This window comes from Nocardia sp. NPDC050435, from assembly GCF_040655395.1.
In the GTDB taxonomy this organism is placed as follows: domain Bacteria; phylum Actinomycetota; class Actinomycetes; order Mycobacteriales; family Mycobacteriaceae; genus Nocardia.
Genome location: NZ_JBFAJW010000015.1, coordinates 14,109 through 36,465, shown reverse-complemented (window position 1 = coordinate 36,465; position 22,357 = coordinate 14,109). Strand labels below are relative to the sequence as shown.

Genomic DNA, 22,357 nt, shown 5'->3' with positions numbered 1-22,357 from the left:
TCGGGTCAGCGCGCTACCGGGGCGGCGGGACCGTGACCCACGGCTCGACGCCCTGGCCCAGCAGGTCGGCCACCCGCAGCAGGGGATCGGCGTAGCGTCCCATCAGCTCGGGTGCGCCGAGCTTGCCGCTGTAGTGCGCGAGCAATTGGTTGCCCGCCACACTCCAGCACGGCACCGCGTTCGCGAGATGCGCTTCGATCAGGGGCCGGCCGATCAGTTCGTGCGCCCAGCGCGGCTCGGCCGCCTCGACCCGGAACCGGCTGTCGAAGCCCGGATGCCCGGTCGCGGTGGGCTTGTCGCCGAACAGGGAGCGCCCCAGCTGGGAGAACGCGCCTCGCGCGGCGACGCCCACCCACGGCAGCGGACGCTCCAGCTGCACCACCACCGCGACATAGTTGTGGGTGGACGTCGAATCCCCGGACGAACTCTCGTAGTAGTAATCGGCGACGCTGACCCAGCGCTGCCCGATCCGCCCGGTCATCATCCAGCGCACCCCGCGCGCGTTGCGCCCCGGCATCCGCCCGGTCCACGCCACCCGCGGCCGCTCCTCGTAGTGCCACCCGTGCTGCCAGGCCCACGCCCGCCGCGCCTCCCGCCGCCGGCGCTCGGCCCGCAGCTGGGCCGGCACCACGACGGCCAGCAACACCACGAACCCCGCGATCATCGCCGCGGCGAAACCCAGGAACATCACTTCCACGACAACCCCTCCCGCGCGTCCTCTCCTCCGGACCAGGATGCGCCCACCCGCTTTCGGCTTCCTTATGGTCCGCTACCACACCGGGTAGAGCGCGGCCGGGCCGCTATCCTGCGGAGATGACCCTGCTGCTGCTGGCGCTGGCCATCGCCTCCGAGATCACCGCGACCGTGTCGCTGAAGCTGTCCGAGGGTTTCACCAAGCTGGTGCCCTCGATCATCGTGGTGATCGGCTACGGTGCGGCGTTCTACTTCCTGTCCCAGGCGCTCAAGCGCGGAATGAATCTCGGTGTCGCGTATGGCATCTGGTCGGCTATCGGGGTGGCGGCGGTCGCCGCCATCGGCGCGCTGTTCCTGGGCGAACGGCTCACACTGGTCCAGGTCGGCGGTATCGGATTGGTGATCCTGGGCGTGCTGGCGCTGGAACTGGGTGGGGCGCACTGAGAATCCAGTTTCGATGAATCCGCCCGGCGGGGGAGCGGGTGATCGTAGGATCGGGCGATGGACTGGTCGTTTGGCCAGCAGAGTTCACCACCGCCACCCGGCGCGGGCGGCGAGGCCGCCGTGCTGGAAGCCCGCGGGCTGATCAAGCACTACGGCGGTGTGGAAGCCCTGCGCGGCGCCAACTTTCAGGTCGGCGCCGGTGAAGTCGTCGCGCTGATCGGGGATAACGGCGCGGGCAAATCAACTCTGGTGAAATGTCTTTCGGGCGCCGAGCAACCCGGCGGCGGCACCATCCTGCTCGACGGCGCGCCGGTCCAGCTGACCACCCCGACCGCCGCGCGCAAACTCGGAATCGAAACCGTCTACCAGGATCTCGCGGTCGCCCCCGACCTGGACCCCGCGGCCAACCTGTTCCTCGGGCGCGAACTGCTGCGCCGCGGCCTGCCGGGCCGGCTCGGCATGCTCGACAAGGCCGCGATGCGCAGCCGCGCGGTGGAGCATTTCCAGAGGCTCGGCGTGACCTTGCAGCGCACCGACGTACCGATCGGCGCGCTGTCGGGCGGGCAGCGCCAGAGCGTCGCGGTGGCGCGGGCGGTCATGTGGGCCAGCAAGGTCGTGTTCATGGACGAGCCGACCGCCGCGCTCGGCGTCGTGCAGCGCGAACGCGTGCTCGAGGTCGTCCGCCGGGTGCGCGACGAAGGCATCGCCGTGGTGCTGATCAGCCACAACATGCCGGAGGTGCTGGCCGTGGCCGACCGGATCGAGGTGCTGCGCCTGGGCAAGCGGGTGGCCCGGTTCACCGCCGCCGAGGCCACCCTGGAGCAGCTGGTCGCCGCGATGACGGGCGCGCTGTCGCAGGAGGAGGCCGAGTGAGTGCCGAGGATCGCCTAGTGCTGAGGGAACAAACTGTCCTGCAACGACTCTCGGGGGCGAGCACGGTCTGGATCGGCGTGGTGCTGGTCGGGCTGTGCGTGGTGTTCAGCGTGCTGCGCCCCGATGCCTTCCCGACCCGCTTCACCTTCCAGACCCTGCTGATCGAAACCTCGGTGCTGCTGGTGCTTTCGGTCGGCATGACCTTCGTCATCATCACCTCGGGCATCGATCTCTCGGTCGGGATGGTGCTGATCTTCGCCGGGGTGATCGGCGCCAAGACCATGGAGGGGCTGAGCCCGGACGAGGACGCCACCGGGGCGGGCTGGGGCATCATCGGGCTCGGCTTCGCGGGTGCCGTCGTGGGCGGCGGACTGTGGGGCCTGCTGAACGGATTCCTGGTGGCCAAGGCCAAGATTCCGCCGCTGATCGTCACGCTCGGCTCCTTCGGTGCGGCGCTCGGCGCGGCTCAGCTGATCACCGGCGGCGTCGACACCCGTACCGTCCCGGACAAACTCCGCAACACTCTGGGCTTCGGCACCTCGCTCGGCGGCGTGCCGAACCTGGTGCTCGTCGCGACCGTGGTGACCGTGTGCGCGGCGATCCTGCTGCACACCACCCGGTTCGGCCGCTACACCTACGCGATCGGATCCAGCGCGGAGGCGGCGCGGTGCTCCGGCATCGCCGTCACCCGGCATCTGGTGCTGGTCTACCTGATGACCGGAATGCTGGCCGGGCTGGCGGGTTTCATGAATCTGGCGTACTTCGGCACCACCACGATCGGCGGCCACACCACCGACAATCTGGACGCCATCGCCGGGGTGGTCATCGGCGGCACCAGTCTTTTCGGCGGGGTCGGTTCCGTGCTGGGCACGGTGATCGGGGTGTTCATCCCGTCGGTGCTGAAGAAGGGTTTCGTGATCGCGGGCGTGCCGGTGTTCTGGCAGCCGATCGCGGTCAGTGTGGTTCTCGTGGCGGCGGTCTGGTTCGACCAGGCGCGGCGCCGGGCGCGGAACCGGAAGTAGGGGTCCGTAGCAACAAGGAGGTCCGGAGATGGGGAAACGAGTCGGAGCGGTGATCGGTGCGCTGATCGCGGGCGTGCTGGTCGTGGGTTGCACCGGGAACGTGGGTGATTCGGGTGGCGGTGGCGACAGCAAGAAGCTGGTGCTCATCCCCGGCGTCGCCGACGAACCGTTCTACATCTCCATGCAGTGCGGCGCCGAGGCGAAGGCGAAAGAGCTCGGCTACCGGCTCGACACCCAGGCGCCGACGGAATTCGACGCGGCACAGCAGACTCCGATCCTCAGCGGCGTGGTCTCGAACAAGCCGGGCGGCATCCTGATCGCCCCGACGCACGCCACCGCCATGGCCAGCCCGATGAAGCAGGCGCGCGACGCCGGGATCAAGATCGTCGAAGTGGACACCGCCCTCGACGACACCTCGGTGGCCCAGTCCTCCATCGCCTCCGACAACACGAAGGGCGGCGAGCTCGCCGCGCGCACCCTGGCCCAGCTGATCGGCGACAAGGGCCCGGTCCTGGTGATCAACACCAAGGCCGGCACCTCCACCACCGACGCCCGCGCCCAGGGTTTCGAAGCTGCGGTCAAGGCGTTCCCCGGCATCACCTCGCTCGGCGTGCAGTACAACAACAACGAGGCCGCGCAGGCCGCCTCCATCGTCACCGCCACCCTCGCCGCCCACCCCGATCTGGCCGGCATCTTCGCCACCAACCTGAGTTCGGCCGAAGGCGCCGCCACCGGCCTGCGCAACGCGGGAAAGCTCGGCCAGGTGAAGCTCGTCGGGTTCGACGCCAGCCCCAAACAGGTCGAAGACCTGAAAGCCGGGACGGTCCAGGCGCTGATCGCCCAGGATCCGGGCGGCATCGGCGCGCAGGGCGTCGAGCAGGCGGTCGCCGCGATCGAGGGCAAGCCGGTGACGCGCACGCTGCGCACCGACATGGTCGCGATCACCCAGACCGACCTGGACGCCAACGCCAGGTACTTCTACAAGCGCAAGTGCTGAGGGGTGACCGTGCGGCTTCCGTCCGGAAGCCGCACGGCCTCTCGCGGAGCTAATCCTCCACGCGCACGGTGTATTCCGCGTTCACCAGGGCGTCGAGGACCGCGCCCCGATGGTCCGGGCCGCGGGTCTCGAGCGTCAGCGAGACCTCGACCTCGTTGACGGCCAACCAGGTTCCGGTCCGGGAGTGCGCGACGTCGACCACGCTGGCCCCGGTCTTGCCGACCACCGTCAGCAGGCTGCTCAGCGCCCCGGGCAGGTCGGAGATCGTGATCCGCAGCTCGAGGTAGCGGCCCGCGGCGGAGAGCCCGTGCCCGATCAGCCGGGTCAGCAGCAGCGGGTCGATATTGCCGCCGGACAGCACCGCGCACACCGGGCCGCGCAGCCCCAATTCCGCCGGGGTGCAGCTCATCAGCGCCGCCACCGCCGCCGCGCCCGCGGGCTCGACGATCAGCTTGGCGCGCTCCAGGCACAGCAGCAGTGCCTTGGACAGCGCCTCCTCGTCGACCGTCACGATGCCCGGACCGTGCGCGGCGACGTGCGCGAACGGCACCTCACCGGGCAGGCCCACCGCGATGCCGTCGGCCATCGTCGACATCCGGGCCACCCGCACCGGTTTGCCGGTGCTCAGCGAATCCGGCCAGGCCGCGGCCTCGGCCGCCTGCACGCCGACCACCCGCACGTCCGGCGCCAGATGGTGCAGCGCGATCGCGATGCCCGCCAGCAGGCCGCCGCCGCCGGTCGGCACCAGCACCGTGCCCACCTCGGGCAGTTGCTCCAGGATCTCCTGCGCCACCGTCGCCTGCCCGGCCACGATGTCCGGATGATCGAACGGGTGGATCAGCGTCGCCCCGGTCCGCATCGCGAAATCCTGGGCCGCCTCCAGTGCCTCGTCGATCGTCTCCCCGATCTGGCGTACTTGCGCCCCGTAGGCTTTGGTCGCCGCGAGCTTCGGGATCGAGGCGCCCACGGGCATGAACACCGTCGATTCGATACCGAGCGAACTGGCCGCCCAGGCCACCCCTTGCGCGTGATTACCCGCGCTGGCCGCCACCACCCCGCGCCCGCGATCCCCCTCGGGCAGGTTCGCGATCCGGTTGTAGGCCCCGCGCGGCTTGAACGACCCGGTTCGCTGCAGGTTCTCGCACTTCAGAAACACCTCACCCCCCACCCGCTCCGACAACACCCGCGACGCCACCATCGGCGTCCGCCGCATCACCGGCGCCAACTTCGCCGCCGCCGCCTCGATTTCCGCCAGCCCGAGCAACTCCATGCCGCACATGCTGCCACCCGCACCCTGATTCGTCCCACGACTCGGCCACCTGGCAGCCACACCGCTGCCGGGATTCCGGGCGAGGCCCTCTGGTCGCGCGTCGCTGATGCGCCCGAGCCCCGCGATTGTTCAGGAGCCGAGTTGCCGCAGTAGCTCCGGCAGCTCGGCCAGGCTCGTGACGCGGAGCACGCCGGTGGGCAGATCGATACCGGTGGCGGCGCGGTCGAGCCAGATGGCGGTCAGGCCGGCGTCCCGGGCGCCGAGGGCGTCGACGTCGAGCCGATCGCCGACGTAGGCGACCGCGCCCGGCGGGAGATCGAGGGCGGCGCAGGCGGCGTGGAACGCGGCGGCGGCGGGTTTGGCGTGGCCGATCTCGTCGGCGCACAGGACCGCTTCGAAATGCTCGCGGATACCGAGGGTCCGCAGCTTGCGCTCCTGATTGACCACCGACGAATTCGAGAGCACCGCCTGGCGGGTCAGCGGCGCGAGCGCGGTGAGGCTCGCCGCCGCGTCCGGGAACAGGGTCCAGGAATCCTGGTAGTGCGCGATGTACCGGCCGAACCAGGCGTCGGCCTCCGCGTCGGAGAGCTCGGTGCCGAGGAACACCCGGGCCCGGCAGCGCCGATGCTCGAAGATGTCCACTTCACCGGCCAGAAACCGCGCGAATTCCGCCTCCATCACCGCTTGCCAGCGCTCGACCGCGCGGTCGGCCCCGCCGTGCTCGGCCAGCAGCCCCTCCGCCTCGAGATGCCGCAACACGCCCGCCCGGTCCGATCCCGAGTAATCGAACAGCGTGTCGTCGACATCCCACAGCAAACCCCGCACCGTCACCCCACGACCCTACGTCCGCGCGGGCTACCCCTGTTTGGCGATGTTGTGCGCGATCGTCCCGAGCCGGGCCAGCCGCGCATCACCGAGCGGCGTCAGCTTGCCACCGAGGCGGTTGGTGACGAACCCGAGCGACATGCCGGTGGCGGGATCGGCGAAGGCGCCGGAGCCGCCGAGCCCGAAGTGCCCGAAGGCGGAGATCGGATCGGCCTTGGACGGTTTCATCGGAACGCCGTGATAGCCCAACCCCCAGGGAATCCGGAACGCCAGCACGTAGTCGGGCGTGAAAACCTGCCGCTCCCGGGCCTTTTCGATGGTCTCGGGCCGCAGCAGCCGGTAGCTGTCGAGTTCCCCACCGTTGGCCAGCGCGCCGTAGAGCCGAGCCAGGGCGCGCGCGGAGAAGACACCGTTGACGCCGGGCATCACCGAATCGTGCAGGCGCGGATCGGAGACCAGGTCGGCGAATCCGGCCGGGGTGGTGTCGGCGGCCGCGCTGAATCGGGTGCGGCCGAGCAGCGCGCTGCTGCGATCCCAGTCCATGCCGGCGACGGTCAGGCGCGGGAAGTTGGGCGCGATGCGGTGCCGCTCGCCGTCGGGCACCCGGAACCAGAGTTCCTCGGCCCCGAGCGGTTCCGCGATCTCGCTGCGCAGCAGTTCGGTGAACTTCGAGCCGGAGACCCGCCGGATCAGCTCGGCGACCAGGTGCCCGTAGGTGATGCCGTGATAGCCGCTGGTGACGGCGTGCCGCGGGTCGGGCGCGGCGGCGGCGAGGGCGGCGGTCACCGCCGGGTCGTCGAGGAATCCCTCGGCGGGGCCGGGCAGCAGGCCGCGCAGCCGGTGCAGCCCGGCCCGATGGGTGAGCAGGTCGCGCACGGTGATGCGCTCCTTGCCGGCGGCCGCGAATTCCGGCCAGTAGTCGGCGACGGGCGAGTCGTACTGCACCAGACCGCGTTCGGCGAGGCGGTGCAGCAGCGTCGAGGCGACGCCCTTGCCGGTGGAGTACGCCATGGCGACGGTGTCGTGCTGCCACGGCTGCCCGGGGCGCGCGATACCGGCCCACACGTCGACGACGGGCTCGCCGTGCTGGTACACCGTGAGCGCGCCGCCCCCGTCCTCGGGTTTGCGGAACAGCCGGTCGAATTCGGCTACCAGCCGCACGTAGCGGCGGTCCACGAACTGCTTGGTCGGAATGTCGGTCATCGTCGATCAGCCCTTCCCGTGTCTCCCGTACAGCGTAAATCAGCGTCGTTCGGGCGGTCCGAACCGGCTGCGCGGGGCCGGGACCCACGAAAAAGCCCGGCCTCGCGAACGAGACCGGGCAGCGGGGGAGTGGTGCTCAGGCGGCGACGGCCATCAATTCGGCCAGCGCGGCGTCGGGATCGGCCACGTCGACGACCAGGCGGGTGTAGCCCGGCCCGTCCAGATCGATCCGGATGGCGGAACCCTTGAAATTGGTGTCCCAGAACTCTTTCCGGCCCTTCCCGCGGAAGGTGCCGGCCGCGATCGCGCCGGGGAAGAAGGCGCCGGGCGTGCGGATCCACGGCGGACGCAGATCCACCTCGGCGATGCGCACCTCCTTGATCGCGGACACATCCAGGGTGACCTCGTCGCGCAGCGCCAGCAGGCGGTGTCCACCCAGCACGTGGAACTTCACCCTGTCGTCGGAGATTTCGACTTCGACCATCGCACACCTCGCTTACGGCAAATTTCGGTACGCCCTCAACAATCCGCTACGCGGCTGGCGGGACGCTGTGTCATACCTGTGAATTGCCCAAGGTTTCGATCACATCTGAGCTTCCTACCTGGGGCGGACATTGGGGTTGTCGCACCGGCCTGTGCAGTTGTTACAGACATCCCACCATCTAGATATGCGAATCTGAGCATGAGAATTGCCACCCAGAGGGTGCCCCGGATTAGCTGAATCCAGAGATTTCAGAACAGCTTCGAGGAGAAGATCAGCGCCGGGCTTCGGTGGCGATCTTGAGCACCGGCCCCAGCCACGGCGTGTACCGGTCCGGGTGCTCGGCCATCGCGGTCTGCGCGACCTCGGCCGGCACCCACTCGAACGCCGCGACCTCCGCCGGATCCGGCCGCGGCTCGCCCGCGGACAGCGTGCCGACCAGCACGTGATCCCACTCGTACTCGACCCGGCCGGTCGCCGGATCCTGTGCCTGGTAGACGAACTCGCCGACCTCGGTGAGCGGCGTCGCGAGCCCGAGCTCCTCGGCCAGCCGCACCGCGGCCGCGGCCGTCACCGGCTCGCCGGGGGCGGGATGCCCGCAGCAGGTGTTGGCCCACAGCAGCGGGAACCGGGTCTTCACCGCGGCGCGCTGCTGCAACAGCACGCGTCCGGCCTCGTCGAACAGGAGCACCGAGAAGGCGCGGTGCAGGCGGCCGGGCGCGGCATGCGCCTCGGCCACCGGGCACGCGCCGACCGCGCGCCCGGCCTCGTCCACCAGCTCGACGGGCAGGGCTTCGCGGTCGGTCAGCGGTTGCTCCTGGTGATCACTCACCGACCTACCTTATCGGCGGCGATCATCAGGTACTGGAAGCTCCCCTCCCGGTAGGCGGTCAGGAAGGGTTTCTCCACACCCGTCGCGAGCTCGGAGTGCGTCCGCAGATCCCAGTAGGGGATCGTGGCCGCGGTGAGGTCGACGACGTCGATCGGCACCAGGTTGTTCGCGGCCAGCGCGCGGAAGTACTCGCCGCGCGGATGGATCATGCAGCCGTAGTGCGCGTCGATCCAGCTGACCGAGGACGAACGCCCGCCGGTGACGTCGTTGGAGCACCCGGTGATGCAGACATAGCGCCCGCCGGGCTCGAGCAGCCGCGAGAACTCCGCGAACAGCTCGAAAAGGTCGACGTACATGGTGGTTTCGTTGGTCCAGATACTGCGGCGCGACCCCGACTCGAATCCGGTGTCGAGCATGTTCCGGAAGTGGAACTTCACCTTGTCCGAGACACCGCGTTCGACCGCTTGGGCGTTGGCGAAATCCACCTGGTACTGGGAAATCGTGACGCCGTCCACCTGGCAGCCGAACCGCTGATTGGCCATGAAACTGGTGCCGCCGCGGCCGGACCCGCCGTCGAGCAGCCGGTCGCCGGGGCGCACGTCGCCGAGGTGGTCGAGCAGGAATTCGGCTTGCGCGGTCTCGAGGCGGTGCAGTTCGGTGACGAGGCGTTGCTGCCTGGTCTCCTCCGGGCCCTCCAGCACCGACAGATCGGGCTCGCCGATGCCGTAGTGGTGGTGGTAGAGCCCGTCCACCTCGCCGAGTTTGGTGTTGACCCGATCGTCGTTCGGGTTGTTGTTCCAGTACTCCGCGACGGACTTCTGGTACCGGGTACGTAGCACCGCATCAGGATCGAGCATGGTCATTCTGGATCATCCTCTCTCGTGCAACTTGGTAACGCTTCCCCGGCCCCGCGGGGCCGAAGGAGTCTGTGCGGGCTCAGTCGGCCTGCCGGGCAACCAGGACGTTGTCCAGCATGCCCAGGGCGTCGGGAACCAGGACCGCCGCGGAGAAGTAGCAGCTCACCAGGTAGGAGATGAGCGACTGGTCGTCGATGCCCTTGAAGCGCACGTTCAGGCTGGGCTCGTACTCGTCGGGAATTCCGGTCTGGTGCAACCCGATCACGCCCTGTTCCTTCTCGCCGGTGCGCATGGCGAGGATGGAGGTGGTCTGGGTGTCGCTGACCGGGATCTTGCCGCAGGGGAAGATCGGCACGCCGCGCCAAGCCGGGACGCGATGCCCGTTGACCTCGACCGGGTCCGGATAGAGGCCGCGCTTGTTGCATTCGCGGCTGAAGGCGGCGATCGCCTTCGGGTGCGCCAGAAACAGTTTCGTGCTGCGCCGCATGCTGAGCAGTTCGTCCATGTCGTCCGGCGTCGGGGGGCCGGCCTCCGGATAGATCCGCTGTTTGAGGTCGCAGTTGTGCAGCAGGCCGAAGTCGGGGTTGTTGACCAGTTCGTATTCGCGGCGTTCGTAGAGCGCTTCGACGGTGAGCCGCAACTGCTGTTCGACCTGGTTCATCGGGTCGTTGAACAGGTCCGCGACGCGGGAGTGCACGCGCAGCACGCTCTGGGCCAGGCTGAGCTCGTACTCGCGCGGCGCGACGTCGTAGTCGACGTACGTGCCCAGCAGCGCCGGCTCACCCGCGTGCCCGGAGGCGATCTCGATCTCGGCCTCGCCGTGCCGGTTCTGTGCCCGTTCGGGTTGCGCGGCCACCTGTTCGAGATGCTCGCGCAATTCGGGCACGCGCTCGAGGACCTGCTCCAGGGCGGTGCGCGAGAGCGTGAGCACCGTGGTGGGCGTGACGGTTTTGATCGTTTCCGGCCAGATGGCCGAGGATTCGGTGAGTGTTTCGTCGCCGAAGAAATCGCCGTCGGCGAGCTGGCCGAGGCGGGTCTGCTCGCCGTATTGGCCGGTGCCGAATTTGCTGACTTTGCCGTGCACGATCAGCACGACCTGGTCCATGGGGTTGCCGAATTCGGCGATCACCGTGCCGGCGTCGAGATCCTGCTGCTCGAAGCGGTTGGCGAGTTCGCCGAGCGCGTCTTCGTCACTGAATCCGCGCAGTTGGTGCATTTCCTGCAGTTCCAGCGGAATCACGCGGGCCGAGCCGCCGTTGATGGCGAAGGTCACCACGCCGTCGCCGACGGTGTAGGTCAGGCGGCGGTTGACCCGGTAGGTACCGCCGTTGACCTGGACCCAGGGCAGCGAGCGGGTGAGCCACCGGGAACTGATGGCCTGCATCTGGGGGACGGATTTGGTGGTGGTCGCCAACTGGCGGGCGGCCGCCGTACTGAGGCTCTTTCGCTGTTCTTCGGTGCGGGTGGGGATGTCTTCGATGGTCATGCGTGTCCTCATCTCGACAAATCTCCGCGCTGAACGCGGGCGGTTTGTTTACGACGCTGTCGTCGGGCACAACGAAGAGGCAGGCGGGAAGCCTGCGGAGGTCAACCGGGGGGAGCGAATTTAGTTACGCGGCAAAGCGTTTCAGACGCTGTCGATAGTAGTGAAAGGACCTCGGTCCGGCAGCGGATTGTGCGCAATGGGGGGATCGGATTTCGGATGGTAACGACACGCTTACGATGCGAAAAATTCTGGCGGGGAATCCGGGGAATGCCGGTGACACAAAAAACCGCACGCCCGGAATGTCGCGCTGGGACGGACATTCCGGGCGTGCGGTACGGAAGCATCCTGATCGGCGGCCCAGGATGCGCTGGATAGGTGCCAGCCACTGGCTCGCCCCGATCGGCAGCGGTGACTGCGCGCTGCCGAGGATCGGGGCATCCCTCGACGGTGGGTCGTCGATAGTCGGTACTCGGCGCCGCTTGCGCGGCTCACTCGAAACATGATCCTCCACTGAGCAATTCGTTGCGGTCGCGCGGCTCGGAGCACGCTCCAGGGCTGGAGCGGATGCCATCGGTCGGTGCTGAGCTGCGCTGGTTCACGTCGAACGGCAGACCGGCTACGGCCTGCGGGATCGGCGACGGTGCGGCCGATCTACGCGGCAGGGCTTGTGAACGGCATGAAATATAGAGCGGGAACCCGCAGGTACGCAGCGGAATTCGAAGATTGCCGAGATCGAATTCGGATGGTAACGAAACGTCTTCGATCGAGTTGCCGACCGGTAACGGACCAGAGTGCCTCGTGGCGAAGCCAACTCAGTTGCCAACTGATAGCTATTGTTGCCGCTCATGTTCACATGGATCTACGGGCTGCCCATCTGGCTGGTGTTCGTGATCATGACCGGCGTACCGGTCGTACTGACCTGCACCGGCATCGTGCTGGTTCGACCCACCGTGCTACGGATCTTCGGGCCGGAACCGGGCAACAACGACATGGTCATCATGGTGCTCACCGTCGGTGGCGTCTTCTACGGTTTGCTGCTCGGCCTGATCGCGGCCGCGACCTATGAGTCCAACGATCATGCTCAAAGTTTGATAGCCGACGAGGCCGCCGCCGTCGGCACGCTTTACCGGGAGGTTGCCGCCTACCCCGAACCGGAACGCCTGGTGCTGCAGCGCGACCTCGTCGACTACACCGAGGACGTGCTCGCCGTCGTCTTTCCTACCCTGCGCGCGGGCGAGGAACCGATGGGCGGCACGGCGCTGGTCACCCGATTCCAGGAACACCTGCTGGCGTTCCAGCCCAGCACCCCGGCCCAGGAGATCGTGCACGCGGCGACGATCGAGCAGTTCGCCGCCTTCGACTCCGACCGGCGGCACCGGATCAACGCCAGCCAGGGCGGCATCCCCGACGTGCTGTGGTGGGTCATCCTGGTCGGCGCGGCGATCAATATCGCGCTGCTGTGCCTGTTCAGTCTCAAACGCGGCGCGCATCTGCTGCTCGGCGGCCTGTTCGCCTTCTTTCTCGGCACCATGCTGTTCCTGATCGCGGCGATGGACTATCCGTTCCGCGGCGACCTGAGCGTGAGCCCGCAGCCGTTCGAGAGCATGTACGCCAATGTGATGCGGCACTGAGTGATGCAACCTGTCACAGCCGCCCCATGGGCGCCACCCGATATGGGAAGCTCGTGACAACAGAGACGGCGTGCGTCTCGGGGGCCGGAAGGGTGTTCCTTCCGGTGCGTCACGCCGCAGGGCGTGGCACGCGTGCAGGGTAGGGCCAGGAGCGATCGTGAAATTCAGTGCGAAGGACGTGGTGGGATCGATGCAGCGGTTGCTGGCGACCGCGCAGAACGGTCTCGAGGTGATTCGCTTCGGCGGGCTCACCCACGACGTCGAATCCTCGCCGTTCGACGTGGTCGAGCGGCGCCGGATGTATCGCCTGCGCCGCTATTTCCCCGCCGACGCCGCGCCGGGCCGCCCGGTCGCGCTGCTGGTCCCGCCGCTGATGGTGAACGCCGACATCTGGGACGTGAACGCCGAGGACGGCGCCGTCGGGATCCTGCACCGCGGCGGCGTCGACTGCTGGGTGGTCGACTTCGGCTCGCCCGCCGCCGAGGAGGGCGGCTGGCAGCGCGACCTCGCCGACCACGTGCTGGCGGTGAGCAGCGCCATCGACACCGTGGCCGAGGCCACCGGCTCCAGCGTGCACCTGATGGGCTACTCGCAGGGCGGCATGTTCGCCTACCAGACCGCGGCCTACCGCTACGGCAAGGGCGTGGCCAGCATCGTCACCTTCGGCAGCCCCGTCGACGTGGTCGCGGGCATGCCCTTCGGGCTGCCCTACGGCCTGGTGCGCGAGGTCGCCGATTTCCTGGCCGACCACGTCGTCACCCGGCTGCCGATCACCGACTCGATGGTCCGGCTCGGCTTCCAGATGCTGGACCCGGTCAAGACCGCCAAGGCCCGCGTCGATTTCCTGCGCCAGCTGCACGACCGCGAGGCGCTGCTGCCCAAGGAGCGGCAGCGCCGCTTCCTCAACAGCGACGGCTGGGTCGGCTACGCCGGCCCGGCGGCCGCCGACCTGCTCCGCCAGTTCGTGGTGCACAACCGGATGATGCTGGGCGGCTTCGTGATCCGCGATCAGCCGATCTCGCTGGCCGAGCTCAAGTGCCCGATCCTGGCGTTCGTCGGCGAGGTCGACGACATCGGCCAGCCCGCCGCGGTGCGCGGCATCGTGCGGGCCGCGCCCAACGCCGAGGTCTACGAGGCGACGCTGGTGGCCGGGCACTTCGGCCTGGTCGCGGGCAGTACCGCGACCAACCACACCTGGCCGCTGGTGCGGCAGTGGATCGATTGGCTGGACCGCGACCGGCCGCTGCCGGCGGAGATCTTCCGGATGAACGAGCACGTGCCGAGCACCGGCCCGCGCGGCGCCGCCACCCGCGTGGTGCACGCCGCCGCCAGCCTCGCCGAGGCCGGTGCGGGCATGGGCAAGGCGGTGGAGGGCATCGCCGGCAACACGGTGCGCGGCTCCATCGAGCTGGCCGGTGAGGCGGCGCGGGCGCTGCCCCGGCTGACCCGCCTGGGCATGATCCAGCCGAACACCCGGATCTCGCTGGGCCGCCTGCTCGCCGAGCAGGCGCGCCGCGCGCCGCAGCGCGAATGCTTCCTGTTCGACGATCGCATGCACACCAACGCGGCGGTCAACGCCCGCATCGACAACGTGGTGCGCGGGCTCGTCTCGGTCGGCATCCGGCCGGCGGCGCGGGTCGGCGTGCTGATGGAGACCAGGCCCAGCGCGCTGGCCACGGTCGCGGCGCTGTCGCGGATCGGCGCGGTGGGCGTGCTGCTGGCGCCGGGCAGCGAGGTCGAGCGCGCCGTCGAGCTCACCGGGATCTCCACGCTGGTCGCGGATCCGGAGAATCTGCGCCAGGCCGCCGCCACCGGCCTGCGCGTCCTGGTGCTGGGCGGCGGCGACGCGCGCACGCTGGAGCTGCCGGTCGGGGATCAGGTGGTGGATCTGGAGCAGATCGATCCGGCGCGGGTGCGGCTGCCCGGCTGGTACCGGCCCGATCCCGGTTTGGCGCGCGAACTCGCGTTCGTGCTCGTCACCGGCACCGGTGATCGCCTGGAAACCAAGTACATCAGCAACCACCGCTGGGCGCTCTCGGCGTTCGGCACCGCCAGCGCGGCCGACCTGGACCGCCGCGACACCGTGTACTGCCTTGCGCCGCTGCACCATTCGTCCGGTTTGCTGGTCAGCCTGGGCGGCGCCATCGCGGGCGGCAGCCGGATCGCGCTGGCCCGCTCGCTGGATCCGGCGCGCTTCGCCGAGGAGGTGCACCGCTACGGCGTCACCGTGGTGACCTACACCTGGACCATGCTGCGCGACATCCTGGACGCGGGCGTGTTCCCGGTCGGGCACACCCATCCGATCCGCCTGTTCATCGGTTCCGGCATGCCCGCGGGCCTGTGGCGGCGCACCACCGAGCAGTTCGCACCGGCCCGCGTGCTCGAGTTCTACGCCTCGATCGAGGGTGATGTGGTGCTGGCCAACGTCACCGGCGCCAAGGCCGGCTGCAAGGGCCGTCCGGTGCCGGGCACCGCCAAGGTCGAACTCGTCGCCTACGATCCGGCGACCGGGCGCATCCTGAACGACGAATCCGGTTTCGCGCGCCGCTGCGCCGACAACGAGGTGGGCCTGCTGCTCGGCAAAGCCTCCGAGGGCGTGGACATCTCGGCGGGCGGGCTGCGCGGGGTGTTCGGCCCAGGCGATTCCTGGATGCCGACCGAGAACCTGTTCCGGCGCGACAGCGAGGGCGACTACTGGCTGGTCGACCGCAAGGACACGGTGATCCTGACCGACCGCGGCCCGGTCTACACCCAGCCGATCGTGGACGTGCTCAACGACATCACGCCCGTCGACATGGAGGTCGCCTACGGCCTGCACACCGGCGGCAGCTGCCTGGCGGTGGCCGCGGTGAGCGTGCGCGCGGGTATGCGCCTGGAACCCAAGGACGTCACCGAGGCGCTGCGCGCGCTCGATCCGGCGCAGCGGCCCGATGTCGTCTACGTCGTCGACGACATCGCCCGCAGCTCCTCCTATCGGCCTTCCACGCGTGCGGTGCAGGCCGCCGGCGGCCCGCGCCCGGGGCCGGACACCTGGTGGTACAACCGGGAATCCGAGGCCTACGAGATCCTGGCCGAGGCCGACGCGGAGCGCCTGCTCGGCGCCGACGGAGGTTAGCGAGCGGCGCGAGTACAAACACAGGTGCGCCGTGTAGGGTCTGGAACTCGTGGTGGACAGTGGAACTCGCGCTGCGCGAGCCGTGAACAAATGGGGCGGTATCACCGCGCTCGGCGTCGTCGCGGGCTATCTCGCGGTGCTGCTGGCCAATGTCCGGCATTTCTACACCGACGACACCGAATCCCAGTACGCCCCGCTGTGGGTGATGCTGGGCCGCCGGTTGCGCGAAGGTCAGCTGCCCACCATGGTGCCCGAGCATTGGATGGCGGGTAACTACACCATCGAGGAAGCGGGGCTGCTCAATCCGCCGCAGCTGCTGATCGATCTGCTCGCGCCGTCCATGCCGAATCTCGCGGTCTACGCCACGCTGGTGAAACTGGTGTACGCGATCATCCTGGCGCTCGGCGTCTATCGCGTGTGCCTGGTGTACGGCGCCGCCGCGCCGTGGGCGTCCGTGGCCGGCGTCTGCATGCCCTTCACCGGCTGGATGCTGTTCTTCGATTCGGCGAGCTGGTGGACCGCGCTCGCCGGCACCGCGTGGCTGACGCACGCGTGGGCGTCGGGCGTGCGGTACGCGCGCGGCCGCAGCGGCCCGATCCCGACGTTCGTCTTCCTCTATCTGTGCATCTCGGTGCAGTACATCTTCCCGGCGGTCGAGGCCGCGATCATGATCGGGGCGGTGCTGCTCGGGGAGTGGATCTATCAGAGGCAGTGGCTGCCCTCGCTGCGGCTGGCCACGGTCGCGGCGTGCGCGGCGCTGGCCGGGCTGGCCACCTATCTGCCGAGCGCGCTGTCGGCGAAGGCGACCTGGCGCGGGACCGCGCAGATCAACAACGACCAGTTGCTCGCCGTGCCGTGGTCGGAGTCGCTGAACGCGAGCCTGCCGAGCACGCTGCCCGCCTTCACCTCCTGGTGGGGTTACGTGCAGCCGATGCCGGTGGTCTACATCGCCTGGTTCCTGATTCCGGGTCTGGCGTTCATCGATTGGGGCAAGGCGCGCGAGCACGTCCGTGAGCTCACCGCGCCGGTGCTGTTCGCCGCGCTGGTGCTGTTCTGGACCGCGGGCCCGGGCACCATCGGCCCGCTGCGCTGGCCGGGGCGGGTGCTGCCGATGGTGGCGCTGGGCCTGCTGGTCGTGGTGTGCGTGCTGCTGGGCCGGTTCGCGACCGTCCGGCAGTGGCGCAATCGCGCCGTGGCGGCGGCGCTGCTGGTCGGCTTGCTGTGGGTGCGTTCCTATTCCGCCGCGCCGAACGAGATGGGCTGGCATCTGGCCGCGGTGCTCGTGGTGCTGGGGCTGGGCGCGGGCGCGGTGTGGCTGGGGCGCGAACGCGGTGCGGCCGCGGCGGCGGTGCTGGTGCTGGTCTCGGTCCTGCCGATCGCGTTCTGGCAGGTGCAGCACGCCCAGCCGACGCCGCTGGGCTGGAATCTGCCCGAGAACCGCTCCGAGATGAAGGCCGCCTTCCCCGAATTCCCGGGCACCACAATGCAACTGGGGGACCGGGCGCTGATCCCGCCGGAGGAGCGCACGCTCGACGGCGCCTACGGGTCGCTGGTGTTCGGCAACTACGCCAAGAACCTGGAGAAAACCTACGTCAGCGGCTACACCCCGAACGGGCACTTCTGGTTCGGTGAGACGCTGTGCATGCTCTGGGACACCAGCGTCTGCCCCGACGCCTACCGTCGCGCGTTCGCGACCGAGCCCAGCACCGGCAAGACCATCGTCGACCTGATGAAGGTCGACCGCGTGGTCCTGCACAAGGCGCTCTACCCGGACGCCCGCAACCAGCCCGCCCCGACCGGCTGGAAATGGGTCGACTACCCCGGCCACGAGAAATACATCGACGTCCTCGAACGCGTCGACGGCCTGATCTCCACGCGGAACGGCCGCATCGCCACCGTCTCCGGCGCCACCGCCACCTCGGAATCGGAGTCCGACACCGAGAGTCGCGCGCGGGTCAGCTCGGCCGCCGGCGGCCAGGTGATCTTCGCGCGGCTGGCCTGGCCCGGTTACACGGCGACGCTGAACGGCTCCGAGGTCCCGGTCGACATGGTCGGCAAAACCTTTGCCGCCATCCGGATTCCCCCGGGCACCACCGACGCCGAACTGGTGCTGTCCTGGAGCCCGCCGGGCTGGCCGATCGGTGCGGGCGCCGCCCTGTTCGCCCTCCTCGATATCGCCCTGCTGCAATACATCTACCAGCGCGGCAAGCGCCGCCGCACGCCCGACCCGAAGTCTCCCGACCCCTCCGAGCCCGAACTCGCGAACGCGGGATGATATGAGTAGAGCCGTGAACACGATCGCGACAGCGCCCGATCCGGGCCCACTGCTGCGGCTGGTGCGACGCCAGGAGATCGCGTTCGCGATGGTCGGCATGGTGAACACCGGCATGGGCATGGCGCTGACGGTGATGTGGCTGAAGGTGTTCGGCGATCGGGTGCCGGCCGCGCTCGCGCCCGCCGCGGCCTACGCGGTGAGCATCGTCATCGCCTTCGTGCTGCACCGGTTCCTGGTGTTTCGGGTGCGCGGGCAGGTGCTGCGCGATTTCCTCGCCTTCTGCGGCGTGAATTCCGGTGGCCTGCTGATGAACATGGTGCTGCTGCAACTGGCCGTCTCGGTGCTGCACCTGCCCGACATTCCCGCGGCGGTGGGGGTGATGGGTTTGGTCGCGATCGCGAGCTACTTCGGTCACCGGCACATCTCGTTCCGCCGCAAGCCGGTCGCCGAAGCAGACCCGGCCTGATATCGGCCGCAGCGACACGGCAACAGAACGATTACGCACTCGTAAGAGGCGTTGACCGCTCAACCTGGCGTCGGTAAGGATCGACAACATCTCGACTGTTTCGATCAACCCGGCGTCAGGGGTCGTCTCAGGGTCCCCGAACCGCCATAGATGCCGCTTGCGGTGCGGACCCGGCGGCTGAGCCAGGAGGTCGGCGTGATGAGCAGCAACCGTGTACGAAGAGCATCGGCCGGATACGCCCTGCTAGCGGGCATCGCCGCGGCCGCCGTGCTGTCGGCGCCCACGGCGCACGCCGATCCACTCTGGCCCGGCGGCCCCGATGTCCCGGGCGCACCGGCCCTGATCCCGCCCCCGCCACCCCCTCCGGTCTTCGCGCCGTGCACCGCCGCGGGCGCCCGGGTCTGCATGAGCAAGTCGCAGAATCAGGCCTGGTTGATGGAGGACGGCCGGGTGACCTACGGTCCCACGCCGATCTCGCACGGCCGCCCCGGCTACGAGACCCCGCCCGGGGTGTTCAAGGTGGCGTTCAAGAAGCCGTTCCACTGGAGCACCATGCACAACGCCCCCATGGAGTGGGCGGTGTTCTTCAACGGTGACATCGCCACCCACATCGGGCCGATCGAGGAGCAGTCGCACGGCTGCATCCGGATGACGCCCGACGGCGCCGAGCGCCTGTTCAACCACGTGGACCCGGGCGACGTCATCGAAGTCGTCGAATAATCCACCGCACGCCTGATCCGGCCCGCCTCGAGATTCGAGCGGGCCGGATCTCGGTGCGGACCAATTGGATTCACCTGGCATAGTTGTCACCGATGCCGCCGATGTTCGACGACTGTCCAGGGGTTACCTAGTGAGTACCAGCCTCATCTACCGCAACCGCACCCTCTACGAGGTGCTGATGCGCGGTCTGTACGGCCGGTATTACGCCGCGCGCTATCGCGCGGTCGCGGCCCGGATCCCGGCCGGGGCCAGCGTGCTGGACGTGTGCTGCGGCCCCGCCACGCTCTACACCCGGTATCTGCGCGGCCAGTCCGTCGACTACACCGGGCTCGATCTCAACGACGGGTTCATCGCCGAGCTGGACAAGGCGGGCGGGCGCGGCATGGTGTGGAACGTGCACTCCGAGGCCGTGCTGCCCGAAGCCGAATACGTGCTCATGCAGGCCAGTCTCTACCACTTCCTGCCCGACCCGGCGGCCGTGCTGGATCGCATGCTGGCCGCGGCGGGCACGCAGGTGATCATCGCCGAACCGATCCGCAACCTGGCCACCAGCGACAATCGCGTACTCGCGGCGATCGGCCAGCGGTTCACCAACGCGGGCACGGGCGCACAGGAGCATCGTTTCACCGAACGCACCCTCGACGAATTCTTCGCCCGCTACGAGTCCAGGGTGGTGCACAGCGAAGTGATCGCCGGCGGCCGCGAGAAGCTCTACGTGCTCTCGGCCTAGACCGCGAACGCGGTGACGGCCTCGACCACGCGCCCGATCTGCGCGTCGGCCAGATCCGGCCACAGCGGCAACCGCACCACGGTCGAGGAGAACTCGGCGCTGCCGGTGCACGGCACGGGCGTGCGGCCCAGCTTCAGCCCGGCCGGGCTGGAATCCAGCGGCACGTAGTGGAACGGCGCCACGATGCCGCGCTCGCGCAGATGCGTGATCAGGTCGTCGCGGCGCGCCTCGGTGGGGGTGCGCAGGTAGTACAGGTGCGCGGTGTGCTCGCGGTCGGCGGGCACCGTCATCAGGCGGACGTCGTTGCGCGCGGCCCAGTCGGGCAGGGCGGCGGCGTAGGCGTTCCACACCCGGTGCCGCCCGGCCTGGATGGCGTCGAATTCCTCGAGCTGCGCGTCCAGCACCGCCGCGTTCAATTCGCTGGGCAGATAGCTGGATCCGATGTCCTGCCAGGAGTATTTGTCGACCGCGCCGCGCAGGAACCGGGCCCGGTCGGTGCCCTTCTCCCGGATGATCTCCGCGCGCGCCATCAGGATCTCGTCGGTGAGCAGCAGCGCGCCGCCCTCACCGCAGTGCACGTTCTTGGTGTCGTGGAAGCTGAGCGTGCCCAGGGTGCCGATGGTGCCGAGCTTGCGGCCCTGCCAGCTGCCGCCCAGGCCGTGCGCGTTGTCCTCGACGATGGCCAGGCCGTGCGTGTTCGCGACGGCCAGCAGACCGGACATGTCGGCGGCGACGCCGCCGTAGTGGATGACCACGACCGCCTTGGTGCGCGGGGTCACCGCGGCCGCCACCGAGGCCGGGTCCAGATTGCCGGTGCTCACATCGATGTCGGCGAATACACAGGTCGCCCCGCGCAGCGCCATCGAGGTCGCGGTGGAGGTGAAGGCGAAGCTGGGCACGATCACTTCGTCGTCGGGCCCGAGTTCCAGCAGCAGTCCGGCCATTTCCAGCGCGGAGGTGCAGGAGGTGGTGAGCAGCGCGTGCGGCGCCGCGGTGATCGCCTTGAGCTTCGCGGTGGCGGCGGCGGTGAACCGGCCGTCGCCGTGGCTGTGGTCGGAGGCGAGCACCGCCTCCAGATTGGCCAGTTCCCGGCGCGCGCGGTAGGGCCGGCTGAAGATGACGCGGTCAGTGCTCGACACGATCGGTCCCCCTACTGGCGACGGTGCTGGACAAATCCCGCGCGGTCTCGGCGGGACGCGGTGTCGGCGAATCTACCGTCAGATACAGCGGTTTGCCTACCAGCACGTGCAGGGCCACCCCGAGGTACTCGGCGATCAGGCCGAGGGAGAACAGGATCGCTCCGGACACCAGCAGCAGCACCACCATGAGCGAGGTCCAGCCCTCGGGGGCGTAGTTGTCTCTGGTGAGCGCCTCGTAGGCGAAGACGGCGGCCAGCGCGACGCCGATCAGCGCCAATGTGACCCCGAGCAGGCTGACCACGCGCAGACCACGGGTCCCGCTGCACAGCACCATCTTCCAGAACAGCGAGAACAGCCGACGGTAGTTGTAGCCGGACTCCTCGCGACCTTCGGCGCGCAACGACACCGGCACCTGGGCGACGGTGCCGACCACCCAGGTCAGCGCCACGTCCAGGTACACGCCGTTGGAGGCGACCCCGGCGAGCTGGCGGCCGATGTCGCCGCGGATCAGCCGGTAGCTCTCGAAACGGGTGGAATCCGGGAAGGCGAACACCGTGGCCAGCACGATCTTCGCGCCGCGCGAGGTGATGTTGCGCAGGAAGCCGTGCGGGCGGGTGTTGCTCGGCTTGGAGTAGACCAGGTCGGCGCGTTCGCGCAGCGCCGCGTCCAGGAACGCGCCGATGGCGGCGGGATCGTGCTGGCCGTCCTCGTCCATGGTGACGATCCAGTCGGCGCGCGCGGCCGACATGCCCGCGATGGTCGCGGCGTCCTGGCCGTAGTTGCGGCTGAGCCAGATGACGCGGACCTCGGGATAGGTCTGTTCCAGCTGCTGGAGCACTACGTCGGAGTGGTCCGGGCCGTGGTCGTGCACGAGCACGATCTCGTCGATGACATAGGACGTGCCGGCGGGGCTGGCGCTGGGGGCCGTCATCCGGTGCAGTTCGGCGACCAGATCGCCGATGGTGTGCTCGCCGCGGTAGATCGGCACGACCACCGAGACCGTGTGCGGCCGATCCGTACCCGGGCGGCCGCCATTGCCATCGGTCGTGGCGGTGTTCGAGCGTGCGGGGGGAATCGGCATCTGCGTGATTTCGACTTTCGCTATCGGTGCGTGCCGGTACTCCTTGGCCTGAGAGTAGAGACCGAGCGGCCGAACTCTAACACGGTGCGCGTTCGGTGCTTTCGGCGCTCAGCACCCGCACTCGTCCGCGCGGTGGGAGCGGCCCGAGCCGAGCGGGTAGGGTACGGAACTCGTGACAGACAGTGCAGTGGCATCGGCTTCGGAGGAACGCGTTACC

20 protein-coding genes are annotated in these 22,357 nt (G+C 69.1%); 10 read left to right on the top strand and 10 right to left on the bottom strand.

The features are described 5' to 3' along the window. Positions 1 to 13 precede the first annotated feature (13 nt). On the bottom strand, positions 14 to 697 hold the full coding sequence (locus AB0I43_RS36065; protein WP_356978768.1) for a hypothetical protein: 684 nt from the start codon (positions 695 to 697) through the stop codon (positions 14 to 16). Between the two features lie 116 nt (positions 698 to 813). Here AB0I43_RS36065 and AB0I43_RS36060 point away from each other — a divergent pair, with 116 nt between their 5' ends. The 4 genes from AB0I43_RS36060 to AB0I43_RS36045 are packed head-to-tail and all read left to right on the top strand — an operon-like array spanning position 814 to position 4,029. Then, a complete protein-coding gene (locus tag AB0I43_RS36060; RefSeq protein ID WP_356978770.1) occupies positions 814 to 1,137 on the top strand; it encodes a multidrug efflux SMR transporter in 324 nt (107 codons plus the stop codon). A 57-nt stretch (positions 1,138 to 1,194) separates the two neighbouring features. Then, positions 1,195 to 2,010: an ATP-binding cassette domain-containing protein gene (locus tag AB0I43_RS36055; RefSeq protein WP_356978773.1), complete on the top strand. Its 816-nt coding sequence runs from the start codon at positions 1,195 to 1,197 to the stop codon at positions 2,008 to 2,010. A gap of 17 nt (positions 2,011 to 2,027) precedes the next feature. Continuing rightward, on the top strand, positions 2,028 to 3,032 hold the full coding sequence (locus AB0I43_RS36050; RefSeq protein ID WP_356978775.1) for an ABC transporter permease: 1,005 nt from the start codon (positions 2,028 to 2,030) through the stop codon (positions 3,030 to 3,032). A gap of 28 nt (positions 3,033 to 3,060) precedes the next feature. Beyond that, entirely contained in the window at positions 3,061 to 4,029 is a 969-nt protein-coding gene (locus tag AB0I43_RS36045; protein WP_356978777.1) for an ABC transporter substrate-binding protein, read from the top strand. A 49-nt stretch (positions 4,030 to 4,078) separates the two neighbouring features. On the opposite strand, the gene ilvA is transcribed toward AB0I43_RS36045, so the two are convergent. The 7 genes from ilvA to AB0I43_RS36010 all read right to left on the bottom strand — a co-directional run bounded on the left by ilvA (position 4,079) and on the right by AB0I43_RS36010 (position 10,983). Continuing rightward, positions 4,079 to 5,308 (bottom strand): threonine ammonia-lyase, encoded by a 1,230-nt coding sequence (ilvA, locus tag AB0I43_RS36040; RefSeq protein WP_356978779.1) that lies wholly within the window; start codon positions 5,306 to 5,308, stop codon positions 4,079 to 4,081. A gap of 120 nt (positions 5,309 to 5,428) precedes the next feature. Further along, positions 5,429 to 6,130: an HAD family hydrolase gene (locus AB0I43_RS36035; protein WP_356978781.1), complete on the bottom strand. Its 702-nt coding sequence runs from the start codon at positions 6,128 to 6,130 to the stop codon at positions 5,429 to 5,431. Between the two features lie 24 nt (positions 6,131 to 6,154). After that, positions 6,155 to 7,327, bottom strand: a complete 1,173-nt coding sequence (locus AB0I43_RS36030; RefSeq protein ID WP_356978783.1) for a serine hydrolase domain-containing protein — start codon at positions 7,325 to 7,327, stop codon at positions 6,155 to 6,157. 136 nt (positions 7,328 to 7,463) lie between these two features. Beyond that, positions 7,464 to 7,811: a hypothetical protein gene (locus tag AB0I43_RS36025; protein ID WP_356978785.1), complete on the bottom strand. Its 348-nt coding sequence runs from the start codon at positions 7,809 to 7,811 to the stop codon at positions 7,464 to 7,466. A 271-nt stretch (positions 7,812 to 8,082) separates the two neighbouring features. Beyond that, a complete protein-coding gene (idi, locus tag AB0I43_RS36020; protein ID WP_356978787.1) occupies positions 8,083 to 8,640 on the bottom strand; it encodes an isopentenyl-diphosphate Delta-isomerase in 558 nt (185 codons plus the stop codon). Beyond that, complete coding sequence (locus AB0I43_RS36015) at positions 8,637 to 9,503, bottom strand: geranyl diphosphate 2-C-methyltransferase (RefSeq protein WP_356978789.1); 867 nt, start codon at positions 9,501 to 9,503, stop codon at positions 8,637 to 8,639. The genes idi and AB0I43_RS36015 overlap by 4 nt, the downstream gene beginning before the upstream one ends. Before the next feature lie 73 nt (positions 9,504 to 9,576). Next, positions 9,577 to 10,983, bottom strand: a complete 1,407-nt coding sequence (locus tag AB0I43_RS36010; RefSeq protein WP_356978791.1) for a family 2B encapsulin nanocompartment shell protein — start codon at positions 10,981 to 10,983, stop codon at positions 9,577 to 9,579. Between the two features lie 845 nt (positions 10,984 to 11,828). Here AB0I43_RS36010 and AB0I43_RS36005 point away from each other — a divergent pair. The 6 genes from AB0I43_RS36005 to AB0I43_RS35980 all read left to right on the top strand — a co-directional run bounded on the left by AB0I43_RS36005 (position 11,829) and on the right by AB0I43_RS35980 (position 19,920). After that, positions 11,829 to 12,614, top strand: coding sequence for a hypothetical protein (locus AB0I43_RS36005; RefSeq protein ID WP_356978793.1), 786 nt, complete (start codon positions 11,829 to 11,831; stop codon positions 12,612 to 12,614). A 157-nt stretch (positions 12,615 to 12,771) separates the two neighbouring features. Further along, positions 12,772 to 15,729, top strand: coding sequence for an AMP-binding protein (locus tag AB0I43_RS36000; protein ID WP_356978795.1), 2,958 nt, complete (start codon positions 12,772 to 12,774; stop codon positions 15,727 to 15,729). Between the two features lie 52 nt (positions 15,730 to 15,781). Next, positions 15,782 to 18,004: a hypothetical protein gene (locus tag AB0I43_RS35995; RefSeq protein WP_357433472.1), complete on the top strand. Its 2,223-nt coding sequence runs from the start codon at positions 15,782 to 15,784 to the stop codon at positions 18,002 to 18,004. 13 nt (positions 18,005 to 18,017) lie between these two features. Beyond that, a complete protein-coding gene (locus AB0I43_RS35990) occupies positions 18,018 to 18,470 on the top strand; it encodes a GtrA family protein (protein ID WP_356978799.1) in 453 nt (150 codons plus the stop codon). Between the two features lie 198 nt (positions 18,471 to 18,668). Further along, the gene (locus tag AB0I43_RS35985) at positions 18,669 to 19,190 is read left to right on the top strand and encodes a L,D-transpeptidase (protein WP_356978801.1); all 522 of its coding nucleotides are present in this window, start codon (positions 18,669 to 18,671) and stop codon (positions 19,188 to 19,190) included. A 130-nt stretch (positions 19,191 to 19,320) separates the two neighbouring features. Beyond that, positions 19,321 to 19,920 (top strand): methyltransferase domain-containing protein, encoded by a 600-nt coding sequence (locus AB0I43_RS35980; protein ID WP_356978803.1) that lies wholly within the window; start codon positions 19,321 to 19,323, stop codon positions 19,918 to 19,920. Here AB0I43_RS35980 and rffA read toward each other — a convergent pair. After that, positions 19,917 to 21,059: a dTDP-4-amino-4,6-dideoxygalactose transaminase gene (rffA, locus tag AB0I43_RS35975; RefSeq protein ID WP_356978805.1), complete on the bottom strand. Its 1,143-nt coding sequence runs from the start codon at positions 21,057 to 21,059 to the stop codon at positions 19,917 to 19,919. The genes AB0I43_RS35980 and rffA overlap by 4 nt on opposite strands. After that, a complete protein-coding gene (locus tag AB0I43_RS35970; RefSeq protein ID WP_356978807.1) occupies positions 21,046 to 22,140 on the bottom strand; it encodes a glycosyltransferase in 1,095 nt (364 codons plus the stop codon). Before AB0I43_RS35970 ends, rffA begins: the two co-directional genes overlap by 14 nt. Positions 22,141 to 22,357 lie beyond the last annotated feature (217 nt).